This is a genomic window from Psychrobacter sp. I-STPA6b (assembly GCF_020662265.1).
GTDB lineage: Bacteria > Pseudomonadota > Gammaproteobacteria > Pseudomonadales > Moraxellaceae > Psychrobacter.
Map to the genome: position 1 here is coordinate 41,257 of NZ_VEWM01000028.1, position 20,507 is coordinate 61,763.

At 41.9% G+C, this 20,507-nt stretch carries 13 protein-coding genes; all 13 read left to right on the forward strand.

What is annotated here, in order from left to right; translation table 11 throughout:
- The first annotated feature begins 88 nt into the window (after positions 1 to 88).
- The 13 genes from FHK88_RS03570 to puuE all read left to right on the forward strand — a co-directional run bounded on the left by FHK88_RS03570 (position 89) and on the right by puuE (position 20,366).
- On the forward strand, positions 89 to 1,564 hold the full coding sequence (locus FHK88_RS03570) for a pyridoxal phosphate-dependent decarboxylase family protein (protein ID WP_227429409.1): 1,476 nt from the start codon (positions 89 to 91) through the stop codon (positions 1,562 to 1,564).
- 52 nt (positions 1,565 to 1,616) lie between these two features.
- Positions 1,617 to 3,596, forward strand: coding sequence for an IucA/IucC family protein (locus tag FHK88_RS03575; RefSeq protein ID WP_227429410.1), 1,980 nt, complete (start codon positions 1,617 to 1,619; stop codon positions 3,594 to 3,596).
- A 77-nt stretch (positions 3,597 to 3,673) separates the two neighbouring features.
- A complete protein-coding gene (locus tag FHK88_RS03580; protein ID WP_227429411.1) occupies positions 3,674 to 5,077 on the forward strand; it encodes a lysine N(6)-hydroxylase/L-ornithine N(5)-oxygenase family protein in 1,404 nt (467 codons plus the stop codon).
- A 56-nt stretch (positions 5,078 to 5,133) separates the two neighbouring features.
- Positions 5,134 to 5,784: a GNAT family N-acetyltransferase gene (locus FHK88_RS03585; RefSeq protein ID WP_227429412.1), complete on the forward strand. Its 651-nt coding sequence runs from the start codon at positions 5,134 to 5,136 to the stop codon at positions 5,782 to 5,784.
- Positions 5,785 to 5,846: 62 nt separating this feature from the next.
- On the forward strand, positions 5,847 to 7,328 hold the full coding sequence (locus FHK88_RS03590) for an MFS transporter (RefSeq protein WP_227429413.1): 1,482 nt from the start codon (positions 5,847 to 5,849) through the stop codon (positions 7,326 to 7,328).
- 80 nt (positions 7,329 to 7,408) lie between these two features.
- The gene (locus FHK88_RS03595; protein ID WP_227429414.1) at positions 7,409 to 9,403 is read left to right on the forward strand and encodes an IucA/IucC family protein; all 1,995 of its coding nucleotides are present in this window, start codon (positions 7,409 to 7,411) and stop codon (positions 9,401 to 9,403) included.
- A 66-nt stretch (positions 9,404 to 9,469) separates the two neighbouring features.
- Complete coding sequence (locus tag FHK88_RS03600; RefSeq protein WP_227429415.1) at positions 9,470 to 12,193, forward strand: IucA/IucC family protein; 2,724 nt, start codon at positions 9,470 to 9,472, stop codon at positions 12,191 to 12,193.
- 439 nt (positions 12,194 to 12,632) lie between these two features.
- A complete protein-coding gene (locus FHK88_RS03605) occupies positions 12,633 to 14,981 on the forward strand; it encodes a TonB-dependent receptor (protein WP_227429416.1) in 2,349 nt (782 codons plus the stop codon).
- A gap of 236 nt (positions 14,982 to 15,217) precedes the next feature.
- A complete protein-coding gene (uraD, locus tag FHK88_RS03610) occupies positions 15,218 to 15,724 on the forward strand; it encodes a 2-oxo-4-hydroxy-4-carboxy-5-ureidoimidazoline decarboxylase (protein WP_319800146.1) in 507 nt (168 codons plus the stop codon).
- Positions 15,725 to 15,799: 75 nt separating this feature from the next.
- The gene (gene uraH / locus FHK88_RS03620) at positions 15,800 to 16,177 is read left to right on the forward strand and encodes a hydroxyisourate hydrolase (RefSeq protein WP_227429417.1); all 378 of its coding nucleotides are present in this window, start codon (positions 15,800 to 15,802) and stop codon (positions 16,175 to 16,177) included.
- A gap of 149 nt (positions 16,178 to 16,326) precedes the next feature.
- Positions 16,327 to 17,691: a urate hydroxylase PuuD gene (locus tag FHK88_RS03625; RefSeq protein WP_227429418.1), complete on the forward strand. Its 1,365-nt coding sequence runs from the start codon at positions 16,327 to 16,329 to the stop codon at positions 17,689 to 17,691.
- Positions 17,692 to 17,860: 169 nt separating this feature from the next.
- Positions 17,861 to 19,300, forward strand: coding sequence for an NCS1 family nucleobase:cation symporter-1 (locus FHK88_RS03630; RefSeq protein ID WP_227429419.1), 1,440 nt, complete (start codon positions 17,861 to 17,863; stop codon positions 19,298 to 19,300).
- Positions 19,301 to 19,349: 49 nt separating this feature from the next.
- Positions 19,350 to 20,366 (forward strand): allantoinase PuuE, encoded by a 1,017-nt coding sequence (gene puuE, locus FHK88_RS03635; protein ID WP_264480592.1) that lies wholly within the window; start codon positions 19,350 to 19,352, stop codon positions 20,364 to 20,366.
- The last annotated feature ends 141 nt before the right edge of the window (positions 20,367 to 20,507 follow it).

Consider the following 20,507-nt stretch of genomic DNA (forward strand, 5'->3'; position numbering starts at 1 on the left):
TGCGCACATGATGTCAGCACCATTTCTACTGATAGTAATGAATGCTAAAAAATCACATTAGACTTGCACCATATTTTCGAGGGTTCTTTTGTATTTATTAAATCAACACACCAGCACAGAATATGTCGAGTATATTCAACAATCTGCATTGTTAATCAAACAATGGCTGGAGCAGGCACAACTATATCAAGGTGGCTCATCAGCGCAGGTCTGTCAAGCAGGCACACTCAATATCTCGGTACAGGGTGAGAGTATGGATGCCATCTTAGCCAAGATAGAGACAGATTTTTTACCCAATAGCATCTGCACCGCAAATACCCACTGTCTGGCGCATCTACACCCACCCAGCTTATTAATCGGTCAGGTAGCTGAGCTGTTTATCAGTGCGACCAATCAAAGCATGGACTCATGGAACCAAAGTCCAATCGCTACCCATATGGAAACCGAGCTTATCCAATGGCTTTGTCAACAATGCCAATTCAATACAAAAAACACAAAAACTCAAGCAGGTGGTGTCTTTACCAGTGGCGGAACTCAAAGTAATCTGATGGGCATTTTACTGGCTCGCAACCACTACTATTTAAAACAAGGCATTAATATTCAGCGTGATGGGCTAAGTCATGTCAATGCAGGCAAAATCCTTTGCTCAGACCAAGCGCATTTTTCGATTGAAAAAAATGCAGGGGTATTAGGACTTGGCACAAGCAGTGTGGTTAAGGTAGATAGCGATGCACAAGGACGATTGCTCATTGCCAATCTTAAACAGCACATTGCGCAAATCGGGGCAAACAATATCCTAGCCATCGTAGCGACCGCAGGTACGACTGACTCAGGTGCTATCGACCCTCTACCAGAAATGGCAATGCTTTGTCGTCAACATGACATCTGGCTACATATAGATGGGGCATGGGGCGGAGCGTTACTGCTGTCGCAAAAATATCGTCATCTTATTCAGGGTTTTGAGCAAGCCAACTCCATCTCTCTGGACTTTCATAAGCACTTTTTTCTACCCATTAGCTGTGGTGCATTTTTATTGCCTGAGCGTAGTCACTTTGAGAGTATTCGACATCATAGCAATTATCTAAACTCCCAAGATGATGAAACGGACAATATTCCAAACCTTGTCACATATTCACTGCAAACAACGCGTCGCTTTGATGCCCTCAAGCTCTGGCTTGCACTCAGTCATTTAGGCACACACACCTACGCCAAGCTGATAGATACCTGCATTGATACCGCTAAGCAAGTGGCTGAATATATCTGCCAAAATCATGATATTGCTGATGAAATTACCTTGGTTACACAGGTTAATTTAAGCAGTGTCCTGTTCTATTTTAACCCTCAACATCATCAGCTAACCGCAGAGCAAATAGCAAAACTAAACCGTGAAATCGCTCAATATCTGTTGACTGCCAATATTGCCAATGTTGCGTCAACACAATTTAAACAACAGTTTTGTCTCAAACTCACCATTTTAAACCCTGATACACAGCTTGCAGACATTCAAGACATTATTCAGCAGGTGATAGATACAGGGCATGCCCTGCTACAACAAGGCACTTAAAACCAAACGATAACCCAGATAACAAATAAGACAACTAATTAGGACAATCATCATGATACAACAAAAAACAGCCGACCGACTGGCACTACAAAACCTCATTAATGCCTACTGCTTTGAGACACAACGTGGGGAGATTATTTCTAGTGATGCACAAAGCAAAGCGCAACAAGCCATTAGTAAAGGTAAAGCTTTACTGTCTTTAAATTTAGCACCGTTAGACCTATCTGTCATTGTTCCTATTGAGCAAGTAAGCCAACTGGGGCAACACCGCTTTGCTGATACCCCTTTTGTGTTACAAAATACTGTTCCGCACACACATACAGACAATGCAGGTAATAATAAAAACACACCGACAAGTACAGAGCAATCATGGATAAAACTGCCGATTAGCTCAGTTGCCAGTTTATTAATAGACGACATCATCTACAATCACCCTGACCAACAACAACTTGATGGCGCTAGTGTGTTAGAAAGATGGTTGCAAAGTTATCAAGGACTACAAATTATCCTAGCGCATCGCAGTGATGAGATTGATGACATCATTGAAGAAAAACTAAACTTTATTGAAACAGAGCAAAACCTAATCTACGGACACGCCATGCACCCTACCCCCAAAAGTCGGGTTGGGTTTTATGGCGATGACTGGCAAAAATATGCCCCTGAGACCAATAGCAAAACCCAACTTCATTATTGGCTGGTTGATGCTGATTTCATCGTTTCAGATTATGTCGATGGCGCAAGTATCGACACTGAGCTAAAAGCCAAGCTCAAACCAATGCTGAATAAATACCAAAAGAAACTACTTAAAAAACATCCTGACTTTAAACTTCTTCCCTTACACCCTTGGCAAGCGACTCACCTACAAAAACAACCGTGGTATCAAGAGCTTACTCAAGCAAAACAACTGTTTGACTTAGGTCTGGCAGGCTGGTATTTACACCCTACGACCTCTGTACGCACATTAGCAAGTCATGATGCTGACTGGATGTTTAAACTATCATTATCCGTAGCAATTACCAACTCTGTGCGTATCAATCTGCCCAAAGAATGCAAACGAGGCATGGTTGCTTGTCGAATTTGGCGCAGTGACTATGGGCAACAGCTCACACAACAATATCCTAGTATCGGCGTACTCAATGACCCTGCATGGATTGCCTTGCGACTTAACGGTACAATCATAGACGAAAGTATCTGTATACTGCGTGACAACCCATTTAATAGCAAAGATCAAGTCACCAATCTTGCCAGCCTATGCCAAGACCATCCCACCCGTGTCACCAACCGCTTCGACACTTTATTTCAAAGCATCCATAAAACCAGTAAACAACCCCTTAGAGACATCGCTCTACAGTGGTTTGATAAGTTTTTAGAAGTTGGATTTATTCCATTAATTGATATGTATTATGAGCAAGGAATTGGCTTTGAAGTGCATCAACAAAACAGCCTGATTGAGCTCGAAGATGGCTATCCAAAACGCTTTTGGGCGCGTGACAACCAAGGCTTTGGTTATATCGCTGAATATGCAATGACACTGATTGACCAATACCCTGAGATGATGCAAGAGGCAGAATGTATCGTCCCAGAAGACTTTGCTGACTTCCGCTGTGGCTATTATTTGATTGGTAATACCATGTTTGCGCTGATTACTGCCATTGCACGCACACAACTGGTCAGTGAAGATGAGTTGCTCACTCGGCTATATCAGTGCATCACAACACTAGAGCAGAAATATCCGCATCGCTCATTATTTGAGCTATTACTGCGTACAGACACCCTACCCTTTAAAGGCAATCTACTGACACGCTTATATCAGCTTGATGAACTGACTGCCCCTGTAGAGACTCAATCCATCTATGTTGAGATAGCCAATCCTTTTTATGCCATCGCACATCAGCAACAGAGCCAAGAGAAAGCCAAGGTCAAGGATAAGGGTAAAGAAAAAGGCAAAGACAAGGCTAAAAATAAGACCAAGGACAAATCATCTAAAACCAAAGCCAAATCCACAAAAAAACAAGAGACACCAAATAAATAGTAGACCACATAAACCGTCATTAAATGACTAAACAAATTTTTAATTTAACAAACGCAACATTAACAACGAGGTAAAACATGCTTGATGTCATTGGCATTGGTCTAGGTCCTTTTAATTTAAGTTTGGCAACATTACTGGCAAATGCAAACAGCCAACATCAGGTTACGGCTAAGTTTTTTGAACAACGTGCTGAGTTTAATTGGCATAAAGGTATGATTTTGCCTCATACCACCTTACAAGTCCCTTTTTTGGCAGATTTAGTGACATTAATTGACCCAACCAGTCCTTATACCTTTTTAAACTATCTGCACAAACACCAACGTCTGCTAAAGTTTTATTTTGTAGAAGACTTTAAAATCGCCCGCAAAGAATACAACCACTACTGCCAGTGGGTCACCAAACAGTTAGATAATTTGCACTTTGACAGCCAAGTCTTAAAGGTCGTACCAAGACTTGCACCTAATGACGGCTTTGAAGTAAGCGTTCGTGAAAATGGACAAACTGTCACCTATCACACAAAAAATATCGTCGTGGGGACAGGTACTTATCCAACCCTACCACATTGCCTCCAAGCAATCGCTAAACAAGCACCGCACCTCTGTATGCATTCAGCGCATTTTTCTGACAATTTTGACTTAGATGCCCTGTTAACGGAGACATCCGCTCAATCATCCTCTAAACAATTGCCAAAAACACTACCTAAAATACTGATACTTGGCTCAGGACAATCTTCGGCAGAAGTCTATCGAGAGCTATTTGATAGCCAACTAAACTCAGACGGAACGGCGAAATTTCAACTGGACTGGCTAACACGCTCAGCAGGGTTTTTCCCCATGGAGTATTCCCCTCTAGGACTGGAGCATTTTAGCCCTGCTTATACCGATTATTTCTATCAACTTGATGAACCAACCAAACAACGTCTACTTTCTGAGCAAGACTTACTTTATAAGGGTATGGGATTTTCAACCATTGTGGATATTTATCACCGCCTTTATGAGCGTAGCATTGCCAATCAACAAACATATTCACAGTTAATGTCTAATTGTGCTTTATTAGATGCCAGTTTAACTCAACCTGATACAGTCAAGCAGACAAACGAACATGCTCATTTACCACAACAAGGCATCACCTTAACCTGTCAACAAATCCAACAAAACAAAACCTTTACAGCACACTATGACTGCGTGATTGCAGGTACTGGCTATCAACACCGCCTGCCAGCCTGCTTAGATACGCTATTAGACTTTGTGGACAAAAATGACTCAGCGCAACCAAAAATTAGCCGTGACTATCAGCTTGCCTACCACGGTAATGGCAATATTTTTGTGCAGAATCAGGAATTATACACACATGGGGTTGGTGCGCCTGATTTGGGTCTGGGGGCTTATCGGGCAGGTGTCATCGCTAATCAACTGCTTGGCGAGACATATTATGATACCGAAGCATTGACTGTTTTTCAGCAGTTTGGGCAATTTTCATAACGTAATTTTTATTATAGAACATTTGATACAAACACTTTTTTATTGAGGATAACAACATGGCAACCATTTCCCAAAAACTACCAGATACTTTTAGTATCGAAGCCTATGGTAAGACCTTTAGTCTACGTCCTGTCAACTATCCAGATGACATGTCGCTATTATATAAGTGGATGCACGCCATGCACGTTGTTGACCAGTGGCAATTGCACTTACCCATCGGACAACTTAAAGCACATTTTGAAAAGATGCTCGCTGATGACCACCAGCGTTTATACATTATCAGTTGTGATGACAAACCCATCGCCTATACCGAGATTTATGAGGCCTATCGTGACCGTTTAGCACGCTACTATAATGCAAAAAAGAGCGATATGGGCTGGCATATCTTATTAGGTAGTACAGAGCTTGCGGGTGTCGGCTACCTCAAGCCTACTGGCATGCTAGTTCATGAATTTATCTTTCAAAACACCAAAGCCAAAAAAATCGTCGCTGAGCCAGATAAAAATATTCGCCTATATAGCTGGCTGGCAAATAGCTTCGCTTATAAGGTTCAACGATATATCAAGATGCCAGAAAAAGAAGCGGCGCTCTATTTTTGTTACAAAGATGACTTATATGAGTCCCGAGGTTATAAAGACTTTTACCAAAATAGTGTCAAAAAAAGAACAAAAGGTGAAAAACAAAAGAAGGACGAAAAACAATCATGAAAGCAGTCATGAAAACATGAAAAATAACAATAATGCCTAACTTATCTTTATAGAAAACAACCATGACAACATCGCCTGTTACTGATACTGAAGTTACGAAGATTGAAGTTGCAAACACTGACAAAAGCCACTCACCGTGGGTGTTATACACCTTACTACTTGGTGGTATTGTCATCAGCTTTAGTAACAGTGCATTAAACCCTGCCATTCCTATATTTATGCAAGTGTTTAATGTCGATTTGGTGATGGGAAGCTGGGTACTCAATGCCTATGTCATGGCAATGAGTATCGGCTTGATGCTCAGTGGTTATCTCAGCCAAAAACTGTCATTAAAGCATCTGTATCTGATTGGTATCGCCATTTTTACTGCTGGCTCAGTGGTTGGGGCGCTGGCACTAAATATGCCAATGGTCATCATCGCTCGGGTAATACAAGGGTTTGCTGGCGGGATAGTCATTCCTTTGTCCATTGGTGTCATTTATCGTATGTATCCACAAAACCAACACGGACGCATGATGGCACTATGGGGCATTGTCATTATGATGGCATTGGCATTTGGTCCATTGATTGGCGCTTATTTGGTCGAAAAGTTTGCATGGTGGCTGTTATTTGCCAGCACCATTCCCCTATCTGTCATTGCCATTTTATTGGCTTTTTGGCGACTGCCAGATAGCCATTCTGAAACCACCAAGCCCTTTTTTGATGCCATCGGGTTTTGGTGGTTATTGGCTTGGCTGGTCAGCCTAATGTTATGTATCAACTACCTTAAATCACACAGCATAGCATCTCCAACACTTTTGCTAACTACATTGACTGTTGGTAGTGCTGTTTTTCTCATTTCGGGATGGTTTTGGTGGCGTTATGAAAGTCGTCACTCTTCGGCATTACTCAATGTCAATCTATTTAAAAACATCATTTATCGAGACAGCATCATCATCAGCGTTACTCAAACTCTGGGCTTAATGCTGTGCTTACTACTGTTGCCTGTGGTCATTCAAGACATCATGAAGCAATCAACCCTCTGGACAGGCGTTATCTTAATGCTGTCTACCTTGGTTGCCAGTATAACAACTCACTTTGCAGGAAAAGTTGTTGACAATCATGGTGCAAGAAAAATTGGCATGATTGGTATAGCCATCAGTGCCATTGCTACCCTGCTATTTGTCGCTGTGATGCTGACCCGTAATATGTGGCTGGTGCTATTTATCATGTGCCTGCGTGGTGTGGGCGTTGGGCTGGCATATTTACCAACAACCACTGTGGGGCTAAGTAGCCTATCCAATATTGATGTGACTGAAGGTGCCGCCGTTAATAACATCAGTCGGCGCATCATCTCAACAATCTTTTTGGTGCTGGTCACCCTATATATTGATACCCGCCAGTCTTATCTTATGCTAGGTCATGACACATCGTTTGCCAATAGTGCCATGATTCAAGTTATTCAAGAGGGATTTTTGATGGTATCCATTTTGTTATTACTGACATTGCCCTGCGCATGGCGACTGCCCAAAACCAGCTCAGACAGTCTACAAACCACAAGTTAATAATAGAGAAACTGAAACTTTAAAATCACAGCTTTCAATCACAATCTAGCTTAAACAATACTCACAAATATAGGAATTTTATGATGACAATATCCACGCAAACACCACCTAATCCATCATCTACCCAAGCCACTCCCCTATTTCTTACCCCTTGGCAAGCACCACTTCGCCCAGACACTCTCGAAAAAATGCAAAAAGTTGAGCAACGTGTCATTCGCCAACTGCTACAAGCACTAATGTATGAAGAGGTGATTGAGTTTGATAAACAGCCTGTAACTACAGAGCATACCGACGCATCAACTGAACATGATGATGACACATTAACGTTATTAGAATTTACCATCAACTGTGACAATGACATACAGTATGTCGCCCAAGGCTATATTCATCAAAGTTTTGATTTAATCCGCCTACTCAATCAACCAGTGCAACGTATCAGCGCAAGCCCTAACACCACAACTGAGACAAACAGCACGGATAATAAAACGACACATGATGCCACATTAGAAATGGTTATTAGTGATATGCTACTTAATATTGAGGATGCTGAGCTAAAAGATGGCTTTATTAAAGAGTTGCGTCAAACCCTTATCAACGATATCCAATCGGCAATGCTGGCTTCTAGTATTAATACATCCATTGATGAGCTGTCTTATGACACCCTTGAAAGTCACCTGACCGCAGGGCATCCTTATCACCCTTGCTATAAGTCCCGTCTTGGCTTTAGCTTAGCAGATAACTACCACTACGGTCCTGAGTTTGCTCAAAATATTGCTGTAGTTTGGCTGGCAGTCGAAAAAAGCTTGGTTGCCTATAATAGCCGAAGCGAGATGAATGCCAGACAATGGGTAGAAAACTACCTCGGTGAAACACTCTTTACTCAGCTACATAACAAGCTTAAAGAAGCTATTGATACCCCAGAGCAGTATGAGCTAATCCCTGCGCACCCTTGGCAATGGCAAAACACCCTTATTAATACCCTACAACCTCTACTACAAACTGGACAAATACTGTGCTTAGGCAGTGTCGGTGATGCCCATGATACCTACCATGCACAGCAGTCCATACGCACCTTAGCACTGCCAAATCAAGCTCAAAAAGACTATCTAAAACTGGCAATGCACCTAACCAATACCTCAAGTACCCGCATTTTAGCCAAGCATACTGTCCTAAATGCCGCTATCATTAGCAACTGGCTAAATCAATTAATCAGCAATGACAAAACGGCTAAAACACTACAATTTGCCTTTTTAAGTGAAAACACAGGTATTAGCTTAGACCATGAAGTATTGCAAGCGCAAAATTACCAAAACCCACAAATTTACGGCGGATTGGCTGCTATCTGGCGAGAAAATGTCAGTCAATATCTCAGTGGCACACAAAAAGCATTCCCACTAAATGGGGTTACTTTTGTACAAGAAAACGGCTCCAATCTTATCGAGCCTTGGCTCAACAGACATAGCATCGACAACTGGATACAACAGTTAATCGCTGTCACCGTGCCACCATTGATACATTTATTATTTGCACATGGCGTGGCATTAGAGTCACATGCACAAAATATTGTCTTAGTTCATGAAGATGGCTTCCCCATCAAAATTCTACTCAAAGACCTACATGATGGCATACGCTATTCACCTGACCATCTACCGCAGCCAGAAATTGCCCCCAATCTGCACAGCTTACCTGCTGTGCATGCTGCCCTTAACCGAGGTTCATTTATTGAGACATGGGATACGAATGGCATCCGTGATATGACGGTTGCTTGTCTATTTTTTGTGGCATTTGCAGATATTGCTATCTTTATGCAGACTCATTACCACTATGACGAAATGAAGTTCTGGCAACAGGTTGCTGACTGTATCCATGCGTACCAGACAGCCCATCCGCAACACCAAGCCCGATTTGAGCTGTTTGATGTTTTTGCACCCATTACTCGTATTGAGTCATTGGCAAAACGTCGCCTGTTTGGTGACCGTGCTTTCCCAATTCGCTTTATCAACAATCCGTTAAGTCGTACCACATGCCCTGACAACCAAGGTATTGCAGATACACAAGACAAGCAAGATTCCTAAATCAATATAAGTATGCTTTATATGAGCTTTATATAAATAATGAAAAGACAATAACAGGCACCAATTATGTCGACACAATCTAAGCACTCAATAGCCTCAGAGGCTCACTTAGCAAGCCCTGACACTCAAGACAGTCCAGAAATGATACAGTCAACCATGCAGATGCTGACATGGCAACTTACCGCTAATCTGATTGAATGTTGTTTATTAGAAAACTGGATAGCGTCACAACGCATTAGCATCACCAGCGTTCAACAATATCTACAAGCTCATGCCAACTTAACATTGGTATTGGTACAACTGCCTGTCCACTATCAAATGGCAGGCTTAAATAGCCAACTATTAAAGATAGAGATTGATGCGCATCGTACGCTGTTGCTCTTGGTAGAGCCTGCATATTGCGCTCCGTGGCGATTGCTAAAACCATTGTTTCCAATTTTACTGACTCAATCTGACGATGCGAACACTAAGGCCTCTGCCACACCATATCAGCTTGATATCATCGAATGTGAACAACAAACATTACAATTATTACTTGAAGCAACTGACCAGACTCTCTTATCTCAATCAGGTGTTAGCAAGCTTAAAGAAGACCTGCAACTGGCACGACTGCATAGCCAATGGTCTGCTCAAGCAACTCTGCCCACCTGTGTCTATACACAGCCTCACTGGTACCAAACCCTACAAACTGCTGAGCAATGGGCATCTTGGGTTGATAGACCATTTCACCCCATCGCAAAGGCAAAAACAGGGCTTGACCATGATGACTATCTGCACTATATGGCAGAATACAAAAAGCCTGTAACTTTAGCGTGGTTAGCTGTGGCAAAAACGCATCTGATGACCTCAGATATGGTCTACTCACCAACCTCGGCAAACATGATTGCTAAGATCAGTGATATTGGTGATACAGCATCTGATACACAGACTCAACAGATATCCTGCCCTGCCAGCCGTTTACTAACAGCCAAAGAGCAACAAGCCCTACACCTTGAGATGCAACAAAAAAATCTGTTGGACTCCCATATCGCCATTCCCGTTCACCCTTGGCAACTGTCTCATGCCATTCCACAAGCCTATGATAAGGATTTGGCTGATGGCACTGTCGTTATCTTAGACTTTGCACAAATGACCTGCTTTGCGACTTCCTCCATGCGCAGTATGCTTCTGCCCTTTGCAAGTCCTTATAGTGTCAAACTACCCATTGGTATTCATGCCCTAAATTCCAAACGCTACCTGCCTGCACTAAAACTTATTAATGGTGAAAAAAACCAAGCCATACTGATGCAGGCATTACAAAAAGATGAGGTATTAAACCAGCACTTACACCTATGGGACGAACGCTTCTGGTGGGGCTATATGTCGCCAGAGCATCTCAATGATAAAAGCTCCATCAATCCTTTTTTCTATCAAGAAAAACCAACTCAACTGGGTGCAATGTTGCGCATACTGCCCGAGCCTTTGTGTGATGATAACATACGCCTTATCCCAATGGGCAGTTTGGGTATGCTCAACCATCAACAAGGACAAAGCCATCATATATTTGATGAAATCATGGCACAGCGACAGCAGGACACCAATCCAGAAAATGCCCTACAGTGTTTTCGCCAGATGTGTGACGTCTTTTTTGACTTGCATTTACGTTGTTTGCGCATTGGATTTTTACCAGAGCTTCATGGACAAAATATCTTGCTGGTATTGACCAATCATAGCTTTACAGGGCTATTATTACGCGACCATGACTCCGTGCGTATTCATCTACCGTGGCTAGAAGCGCATGGTATTGCTGACCCAGAGTATCTTAGCCCGCCAAACTTTAAAAACCGCCTCTATCGTGACACACCAGAAGAGTTGATTTTTTATCTGCAAACCTTAGGAGTACTGGTGAGTATTCGTGCCATTATTGAGTCGATGACCCTACATTATGGTATTGACGAAAGCGAGCTGTGGCAACAAGTCAAACTGAGCATCAGTCATTATATTGAGCAGATTGACTTTAGCAAGGCGCAAAAACAACTACTGCAACAACTACTGATAGATGCGCCACATTATCCACACAAAACACTATTACTGCCTGTGATTGAGCGTGGGCATGACGCACACGGTAGTATGCCAGCCGGTGAAAGCCTCACCCGAAACCCACTCAAGCCGTTGGGGTCCGTCAAAGAATCAAGCAAGCCTACTTCTAACTCGCAACTGCTTACAGCATATCAAAGCATCGACACATCAACGATTGGACACCTAAACAGCCAAGGCTATCTATCTGATATCAAAGCCATTTTCCCTTGTCAAAAGACAGTCGCTGGCGTGGTACGTACCGTCCAACTCCGCTCTGATAATACAGACATTATTCGTCAAGCCTTACTCAATGCTCAAGCAGGTGATGTGTTGTGTATTGATGCTCAAGTCTTAGCAGAACGTGCATGTTGGGGGGCTTTGCGTACCTGCTCAGCACTGCAAGAACAACTATCGGCCATTATTGTTTTAGGAAAAGTCACCGACTCCATGCAGATACAGCAGTTAGGTTTGCCAGTATTTGCGCAAGGTGTGAGTGCTTTAACAACCTTTAAGAGTGAAAATACCCAAGGTCATTTAGATGTCGACCTTGAGTATCCATTAGCAACAAATACCACAAAAACGACGATTCATTCTGGTGATATTGCGGTGATGGATAACGATGGTGTGTTTATTTTGACGCCTGAGCTTGCCGAGTCTCTATTAGCAGACTGTCAGAAAAAACAGTCTGATGATGATGCCAAGCTAAAACTGTTTTTACAGCTTTATCATTAAGTATCCATTTGAAGTAATATTTTTTAGAGAATTAAACTTTGGAGTAATGGAATATGACTATGACGACTATAACATAGTTTCTTAACCTAGCATGGTTTCGTAACACATTACCCATGTAATCACCATTAATGATATCGTAAAAATATTACTCCGTCGTCACAGTTTTAGCATAAAAATTGCCCTAATTTTTATTGTAATGTAAATTATTATCATTTAATATGGAATTTAAATTTTTCTTAATATTTGTTGATTCTAATTTTATCTATTATTTCTTTTAACAAAACAAGTAGTTAACAAATTTGATTCACAAATACTATGACAGGCGATTCAACATAAAATCACTACTACAATGACAGACAAACTTTATGTGGTTGTAATTTTATCTGGGATTGACTGCCTTTGAGTTCGACTTTTATTCTTATCATTACAGGGCAATACCATGAAAAGCTATCAAACTCTTACCCTATCTCTACTTTCTTTGTGTGTCACTCAGCAACTCTATGCCGAAACCACACAACAACCAACCGTTACGCTTGACCCAGTTATTATTTCAGCACAAGCAAAAACTGGTACTGCACTGGCACAAAAAATCAGCGAAATGCCTGCGGTCACTCAGATAATTTCTCAAGATGAGATTGCTCTACAGGCGACAGGTAATCGCAGTCTTGCAGAGATATTGGGACAACTCATACCAAGCCTTGGTACCGCTAGTGGTTCGACCAGTAACTATGGTACAACCATGCACGGTCGCCCTGTGCAATATTTGCTAAATGGCGTGCCATTAACAGGCTCACGTAATATCTCTCGACAGTTAAACAGTATTGACCCCACTCAGCTTGAGCGTGTCGAAGTACTATCTGGAGCAACGAGTATTTATGGCTCAGGTGCAACAGGGGGTCTGATTAACCTAGTGACAAAATCAACGGCTAATTATGGAGTACATGGGCAAACTCGAGTTGGTGTTAGTAGCAACCAAGACTTTAATAAAGAAGCATTAGGCTATAATGTCGGTCAAACTCTAGAGTATGGTAGTGAAAACGGTGTGGTTGATGCCCGACTTGATGTCGACTATGAAGTCAAAGGTGGTCAATTTGACAGTATGGGCAATCGTATTAGCCCTGACGTATTTCAAACTGACCAACAAGACACCAATACGCTAAGTGTCAATGCCAATTTGGGCTGGCAGATTAATGATACACAACGTCTGAACCTAGCCGCCACCCATTATGACAATCAACAAGACACAGATTATGGTCCTGACTATGGTCCTGGTTTACAAGTTTTATTAGACCCAACTGCCACACCTTCACTTAAGGCCATTGATGGGGCTAAGATCACCAATCAACCTTACACTACCAAAAATACGGTAAACCTCAACTATCATCATGATAACATCGCTGGCTCAAAGCTCAATATCACTGGCTACTACCGTGATGAAACAGGTCGTTTTTACCCTTCTGGACAATCTGTCGGTAAACAAGCTGCACCCTATATAACCAAAGCATTAATTGGTGCTGGGGTTACTGATCCAGCTGTACTAAAACCAACTGTGCGCAACTTGGCTCAAAAGGCAGTTGCTATCGCTCAGTCTGAAGCTGATATTAAAGTGTTAGGTGTCCGTGCTGCCATGCAAACAGAAACACAGCTTGGCAATGTGCCTACTTTATTTAGTTATGGTCTTGACTATGACACAGAAAAAGACAAGCAATACTACTATGGACAAGATTTAAATAAATTCATCCAAAGTAACGGCTTAGTCGCCGAGCCTAATGGTAATAAATACTTTGGTGGTCCTAACACCACCATTGATAAGGCAGGTGTTTTTGCCAATGTAGATATGGACGTTACTGATAGCTGGCATGTCGGCGCTGGTATCCGTTATCAAAATATCAAGGCAAATACTGAAGCGTTTACCCCCATCACAGAAGCCTTATTAGAAGAATTCTTTAATAATCTAAGATTACAATCAAGTGGCAAATACAACATTCCCTTTACTGCTGGTACAGTAGCGGCAGGTAAAACAGAACACAGCAAAACACTCTTTAACTTAGGTACAAGTTATAAAGTTACACCAAACAGTCAAGTATTTGCCAACTTCTCACAAGGCTTCACCATCGTTGACCTTCAACGTGCTCTACGTGACGTACGCAGTGGCTATAAAGTAAACTCAGATAACATCGAGCCAGTAACAGTTGATAGCTATGAGCTTGGTTGGGCTGGTAATTTTAACAATACCAAAGCCAAACTCTCTGGTTTTTATAATACCTCAGACAAAACGGTTCACTTTACCAAAGATTATCTAGTCGAAGTGGTAGATACCGATGAGCGAATTTATGGTGCAGAAGCAGCAATTAGCCATGACCTAAATGACGAATGGACACTAGGAACAACCATTGCCTATACCAGTGGTCAATATAAAGATAGCAATGGTACTTGGCGCGAATTAAGCCCTGTCCGTATTTCACCACTTAAAGCCACTGCCTATGCACAATACAACTTCCCTCATGGTAGTAGTATTCGTTTACAAGCACTGGCTATCGATGGTACTGATAAAGCTGCAAAAGATGCTAAAGATACCCCTGATCTGAATGTACAGCCTGTCACAGGCTATGTCGTGGCTGACTTGGTTGGACAAGTCAATCTCCCCAAAGGACACCTAGACTATGGTATCTATAATATTGGCAATACTCAGTACAAAACTGTCTATCACCAAACTACCTATGGTGCAATGAACCGCCTAGACGCAACTGGGACAACCTATGGTCTAAGCTATACCTTAGAATATTAAAGACAGTGAAACACTTGTCCTATTAAACCAATAACCTAATAACCCAATATTTACAGGGGTTACAGATGGTCATAGTCCTTAGCGATTATGACCATTTTTTATGATTTATTCATTAAGAAAACACCCTATAAGACCTGACTACAAAATATTTTTTAAAATAATTGATAAAATAGTTGACCAAATGGTCAGGTTTTTGCAAAATAGGTTATCTTTTATCAGTTATTATGGAATCTATTGTGAACCTAAATGAGTTTAACCAGTTATCAGCCGATGACGCCACTAACCAGCTTTTAACCTGCTGTACCAGTGAGAATTGGGCAAATCAGCTTGCCAGCCAGCGTCCCTTTACCGATTTAGATACCTTACTAAATAGCAGTGATGAGATTTGGCAGACCATGCAAGAGGCCGATTTATTACAAGCCTTTGAAGGACACCCCCAAATTGGCAATGTGGCAACGCTAAAAGAAAAATATCGTAACACTCAAGCAAGTGCCGCCCATGAGCAATCAGGGGCAAATGATGCTGATGATGCCACTTTGCAAGCCTTAGCCGATGGTAATCAAGCCTATTTGGATAAGTTTGGTTTTATTTTTATTGTGTTTGCCACAGGTAAGTCAGCACAGCAAATGCTCGATTTGCTACAAGCTCGCCTGCCAAATAGCCGTGAGCAAGAGCTAGACAATGCCGCCGCTGAACAAAATAAGATTACCCGTTTACGTTTAAATAAACTCATTACAGATTAATCGTTGCATAACTACTGTTGTTTTTAACCAACTACTTTTACCTTTAACACCACATTTAACACAAAGGAAGCCACCATGACCAACCATAAGTCAGCCACCTTATCCTCACATATTTTAGATACCCACCTTGGCAAACCTGCTGCCAATATCGCAGTGACCTTACATAAAGTCGGTGATGATGGCAAACAGACCTTGCTGGCAAACGGCACAACCAATAATGATGGTCGTGTGACCTCAGATGGTTGGAAATTTGTCAGTGATAGTCATCAAGAACAGCAGCTTGGCACTGGACGCTATACGCTCACTTTTGATACTCAAGCCTACTTTGACGCTCAAAGCTTGACCGCCTTTTATCCGCAAGTGGTGATTGATTTTGTGATTTCTGATAACAGTCATTATCACGTGCCGTTATTGTTAAGTGCGCACGGTTATAGCACTTATCGTGGCTCTTAATCTTATCTATTGATGATAGGTTGATTAAGGTTAAGCATTATTTTTATTGCTTAGGCTATTTTGATTTTATCACACCAAAATAATCTCTATGAGTCAACTTTAATTGACATCATGGCTTTATAAATTTTTGCAAAAAGGACGCTTGCGATATGGGTGCGTATTTACTTGATTGGTTACAGTTATTTTTTCGCTGGTTTCATGTCATCACAGGCATTGCATGGATTGGTGCATCATTTTATTTCGTCTGGCTAGATTTAAGTTTAGAAAAACCGCCACAGTGGAAAATAGATAAGGGTATTTCTGGAGATTTGTGGGCGGTACATGGTGGCGGTTTTTATGAGATTGCCAAATACAAACTTGAGCCTGAAAAAATGCCAACAACGTTGCATTGGTTTAAATGGGAGGCATACACCACGTGGCTGACGGGTATGACCATGCTAACACTGGTGTATTATTTTAATGCCCAAGCCTATTTGATTGACCCAAGCAAAGTTGCCTTTAGCTCAACCTCGGTTGCCATTGCCACCAGTTTGCTATTTTTGTTTGGTAACTATTTTACTTATGAAGCCATTGTGCGTAGCCGTTTGGGCAAAAATGCACTGATTTTTAGTGTGCTGATTTTTATCTTAATGGTGTTTGATAGCTGGCTTGCCTATCAATTATTTAGCTCTCGTGCCGCTTATATCCATGTAGGGGCGATTTTGGGCACAATTATGGCAGGTAATGTGTTTTTTGGTATCATGCCAGCCCAACGTGCATTGGTAAATTGTGTACGAGAGGGCAAAAAACCGGGCAAAGAAGTCGCTGAGTTGGCACTGCAAGCCAAAAACCGCTCATTGATGAACAACTACTTTACCCTACCACTGATTTTTATCATGATTAGTAACCACTATCCAATGACTTATTCACATAAGCATGGCTGGTTGGTATTGGTATTTATTGGTATCATCACAGCGACAGTGCGTCATTACTTTAACCTAAAACATCGTGGCTTTAAACGTCCCCGTTATTTGGTTATTCCTGCGATTTTGACGGTATTTTTGATTATTTGGATGCGTCCTGAACCTGTAAAGCCTGCTCCTGCTGCACAAGCAAAATCAACAGTTGCCACACCAGCGACACCCAGCCCGACAGACCCACACGACCACAGCCATGAGACCAATCAGAGTCAGACGCAAGCTAATACTGATAGCAATTTGGCAGCTCAAAAAGAAAACACAGAAACAGAAGTAGCTACGACTGACAATCAAGCAGAGACCACATCAGCAGATGAAAGTGAGGCCATTTTGGCAATCGTCCATCAGCGTTGTAGCACGTGTCATTCTGCACAGCCAACACAAGCAGGCTTTAATGCCCCACCACAAGGCATTATTTTGCAAACGGTGGAAGATTTAAAAGCCCATAAAGCCAAAATTGTGCCTGCGGTACAAAGCCAATATATGCCACTGGGTAATTTAACCCAAATGACCGATAGCGAAAGACAGCAGTTGGTGGCATATGTATCAGGGTTATAATGTTGTAATATTGTCCAAACTGTCAAAAGCCATCAAATGAACTTACCTGTTTACCACTTTAAAATGAATAAACAGTCAAAAAAAGTTTATGTTATCTTATGTAATAACTGTTAATGATTGGTTATGATTATCAGGGTAACATTTAACTTTTTTTCATGGAGATACCCCTGTGAAGGAACATAATCCACATCATTTAGATATCAACAATACCCAATCCAGACTTTATAATGAAGACTTAGCACCACTTAAAGAGAATGAGCGTAGTTGGGGCTGGTTTGAGATTTTTAACGTTTGGTCAAATGACATTCAAAGTTTATTTGGTTATACCCTAGCCGCTTCATTATTCTTAACCTATGGGTTAAGTGGTTGGTGGGTAATGCTTGCCATCATTGTTGCAGGCTTTGTGGTGATGCTGATGGTTAACCTAACTGGACGACCCAGTGTCAAATATGGCATTCCTTTTCCTGTATTGATTCGTGCCAGTTTGGGAGTGAATGGGGCAAATCTGCCTGCGGTATTACGGGCAATTATTGGTATTTTTTGGTATGGGGTACAGACCTATTTTGCCTCAACCGCTGTGACTATTTTGCTAAACATTATCTTTGGTGAGGTAGAAGGCAGCTTTTTGGGGCTAACTACGACCGCATGGATTGCCTTTATTATGGTTTGGCTGTTTCAGTTAATATTATTTTGGTTTGGTATCGAACCCATCAAGCGTTTTTTAAACTGGGCAGGACCTTTAGTTTATGTTGTTATGATTGTATTGATGGGTATGATTTGGTATCAAGCAGGGGACGCATTATTACCTGCCATTGACAGCATATTTTCAGCAGATAATAATTATGATGGCAGCCCCTTATTGGCCTTTACTGCGATTGTCGGCACGATGGTGGCATACTTTGCGGCGGTAGTGATTAACTTTGGTGATTTTTCGCGCTTTTTACGCAGTGAACGAGACATGAAACTGGGTAATTTAGTGGGCTTGCCCATTAATATGGCATTTTTCTCATTTATTGCTTTGATAATTACCGCAGGCACATTGGTGCTATTTAATGAAGCGATGACCAACCCATCAGATATTGTTGACCGTGTGGACGCACTGCCATTAACCATTGTCGCTGCCCTCACCTTTTTTGCCGCAACGGTAGGCATTAATATGGTTGCTAACTTTATTCCACCTGCGTATGATTTGGCAAACTTATTTCCCAAGCATATCAGCTTTCGTAAAGGCGGTGTTATTACTGCTGTGATTGCCTTTTTTGTAGGGGCATTGTGGCTCTCTTTTATCAGTCAAATTGGTATCGTTGGCTTTGTCAATGCCGTTGGTGCAGTGATTGCCCCATTCTTTGGGATTTTGGTCGCTGACTACTATTTGATTAAAAAACAACAACTTGATGTTAATGAATTATTTAATGACAGCCCAACTGGTGCCTATTATTATCATAAAGGCTGGAACATTAAAGCAGTCATTGCCTTTGTTTTAGGTGGTATCTTTTCTATTGCCACTGTATTAGTTCCTGCCTTATCGCAATGGGAAGGCTATGGATTTTTATTAGGGGCAATACTGGGCGGTTTCTTTTATTGGATACTAATGAAAAAACAATCATAAGGGTTTGTAAGATTAATAAATAACACAAACCCAAAACTTGGAGTATAAAATGAGCAATACCTCTCAATCTCAACAATCGACACAGGTCAACGATATTTTTGACCATGCCCGCTATCCTCGTGATATGAAAGGCTATGCTGGCAATCCACCCAAAGCCAACTGGAAAGGTGGGGCAAAAATCGCTGTCCAGTTTGTGCTAAACATCGAAGAAGGGGCAGAAAACAGCGTCATTCATGGTGATGGTCAGTCAGAACGCTTTTTATCGGATATTCTTGGCACACCAGAGTTTAACAACCGTCACCAATCCATCGAATCGGCATTTGAATATGGCAGCCGAGTTGGTGTTTGGCGGATACTCGATGTATTTAAAGAATACGGCTTACCCCTAACCACCTTTACCTGTGCTGCAGCTGCCGAGAAATCACCGCACATCATTGAGCGAGTGCTAGAAGATGGGCATGAAATCGCCAGTCATGGCTTGCGATGGATAACGTATCAATATATGTATCGGGAAACCGAGCGTCAGCATATCGAACAAGCAACACAAATCTTTAAAGACATGCTAGGTTGGCAACCTGTCGGCTGGTACACAGGACGTGACAGCCCCAACACTCGTGAGCTGGTGGTTGAGCAAGGTGGCTACACATATGACAGCGACTCGTATGCCGATGAACTGCCTTATTGGGTCAACGTCAAAACCACACAAAAAACAAGCGAAGGTGAGCTTATCGTCCGCAAACCACATTTGGTTATCCCCTACTCGCTAGAAACCAATGACATGCGCTTTGCCTCAAGCCCTGGCTATACCAATGCCGAACCTTTTTACCAATATCTCAAAGACAGCTTTGATACCCTATATGAAGAAGGCGAACACACACCTAAAATGCTGTCTATCGGCTTGCATTGCCGTATGATTGGGCGGGCAGGACGCATTATCGCCCTGAAAAAATTCTTGCAATACATCACCAGTAAACCTGACGTTTGGGTGTGTCGTCGTGATGAGATTGCTAAGCATTGGTATGAAAACCACCCTGCCACTGCGGACAATACCGTAGATTGGTTGTAATCTCTATAACTTATTCTTAGCTGTTTTTAATGTGCTAAAAACTAATGCACTGAAAACTATAACCCCTTCCCTATTTTTTCCTCAAAGGTAAAAGGAATGATTCCCCCTCCCACTGGGAGGGGGCTAGGGGGAGGGTAAAAG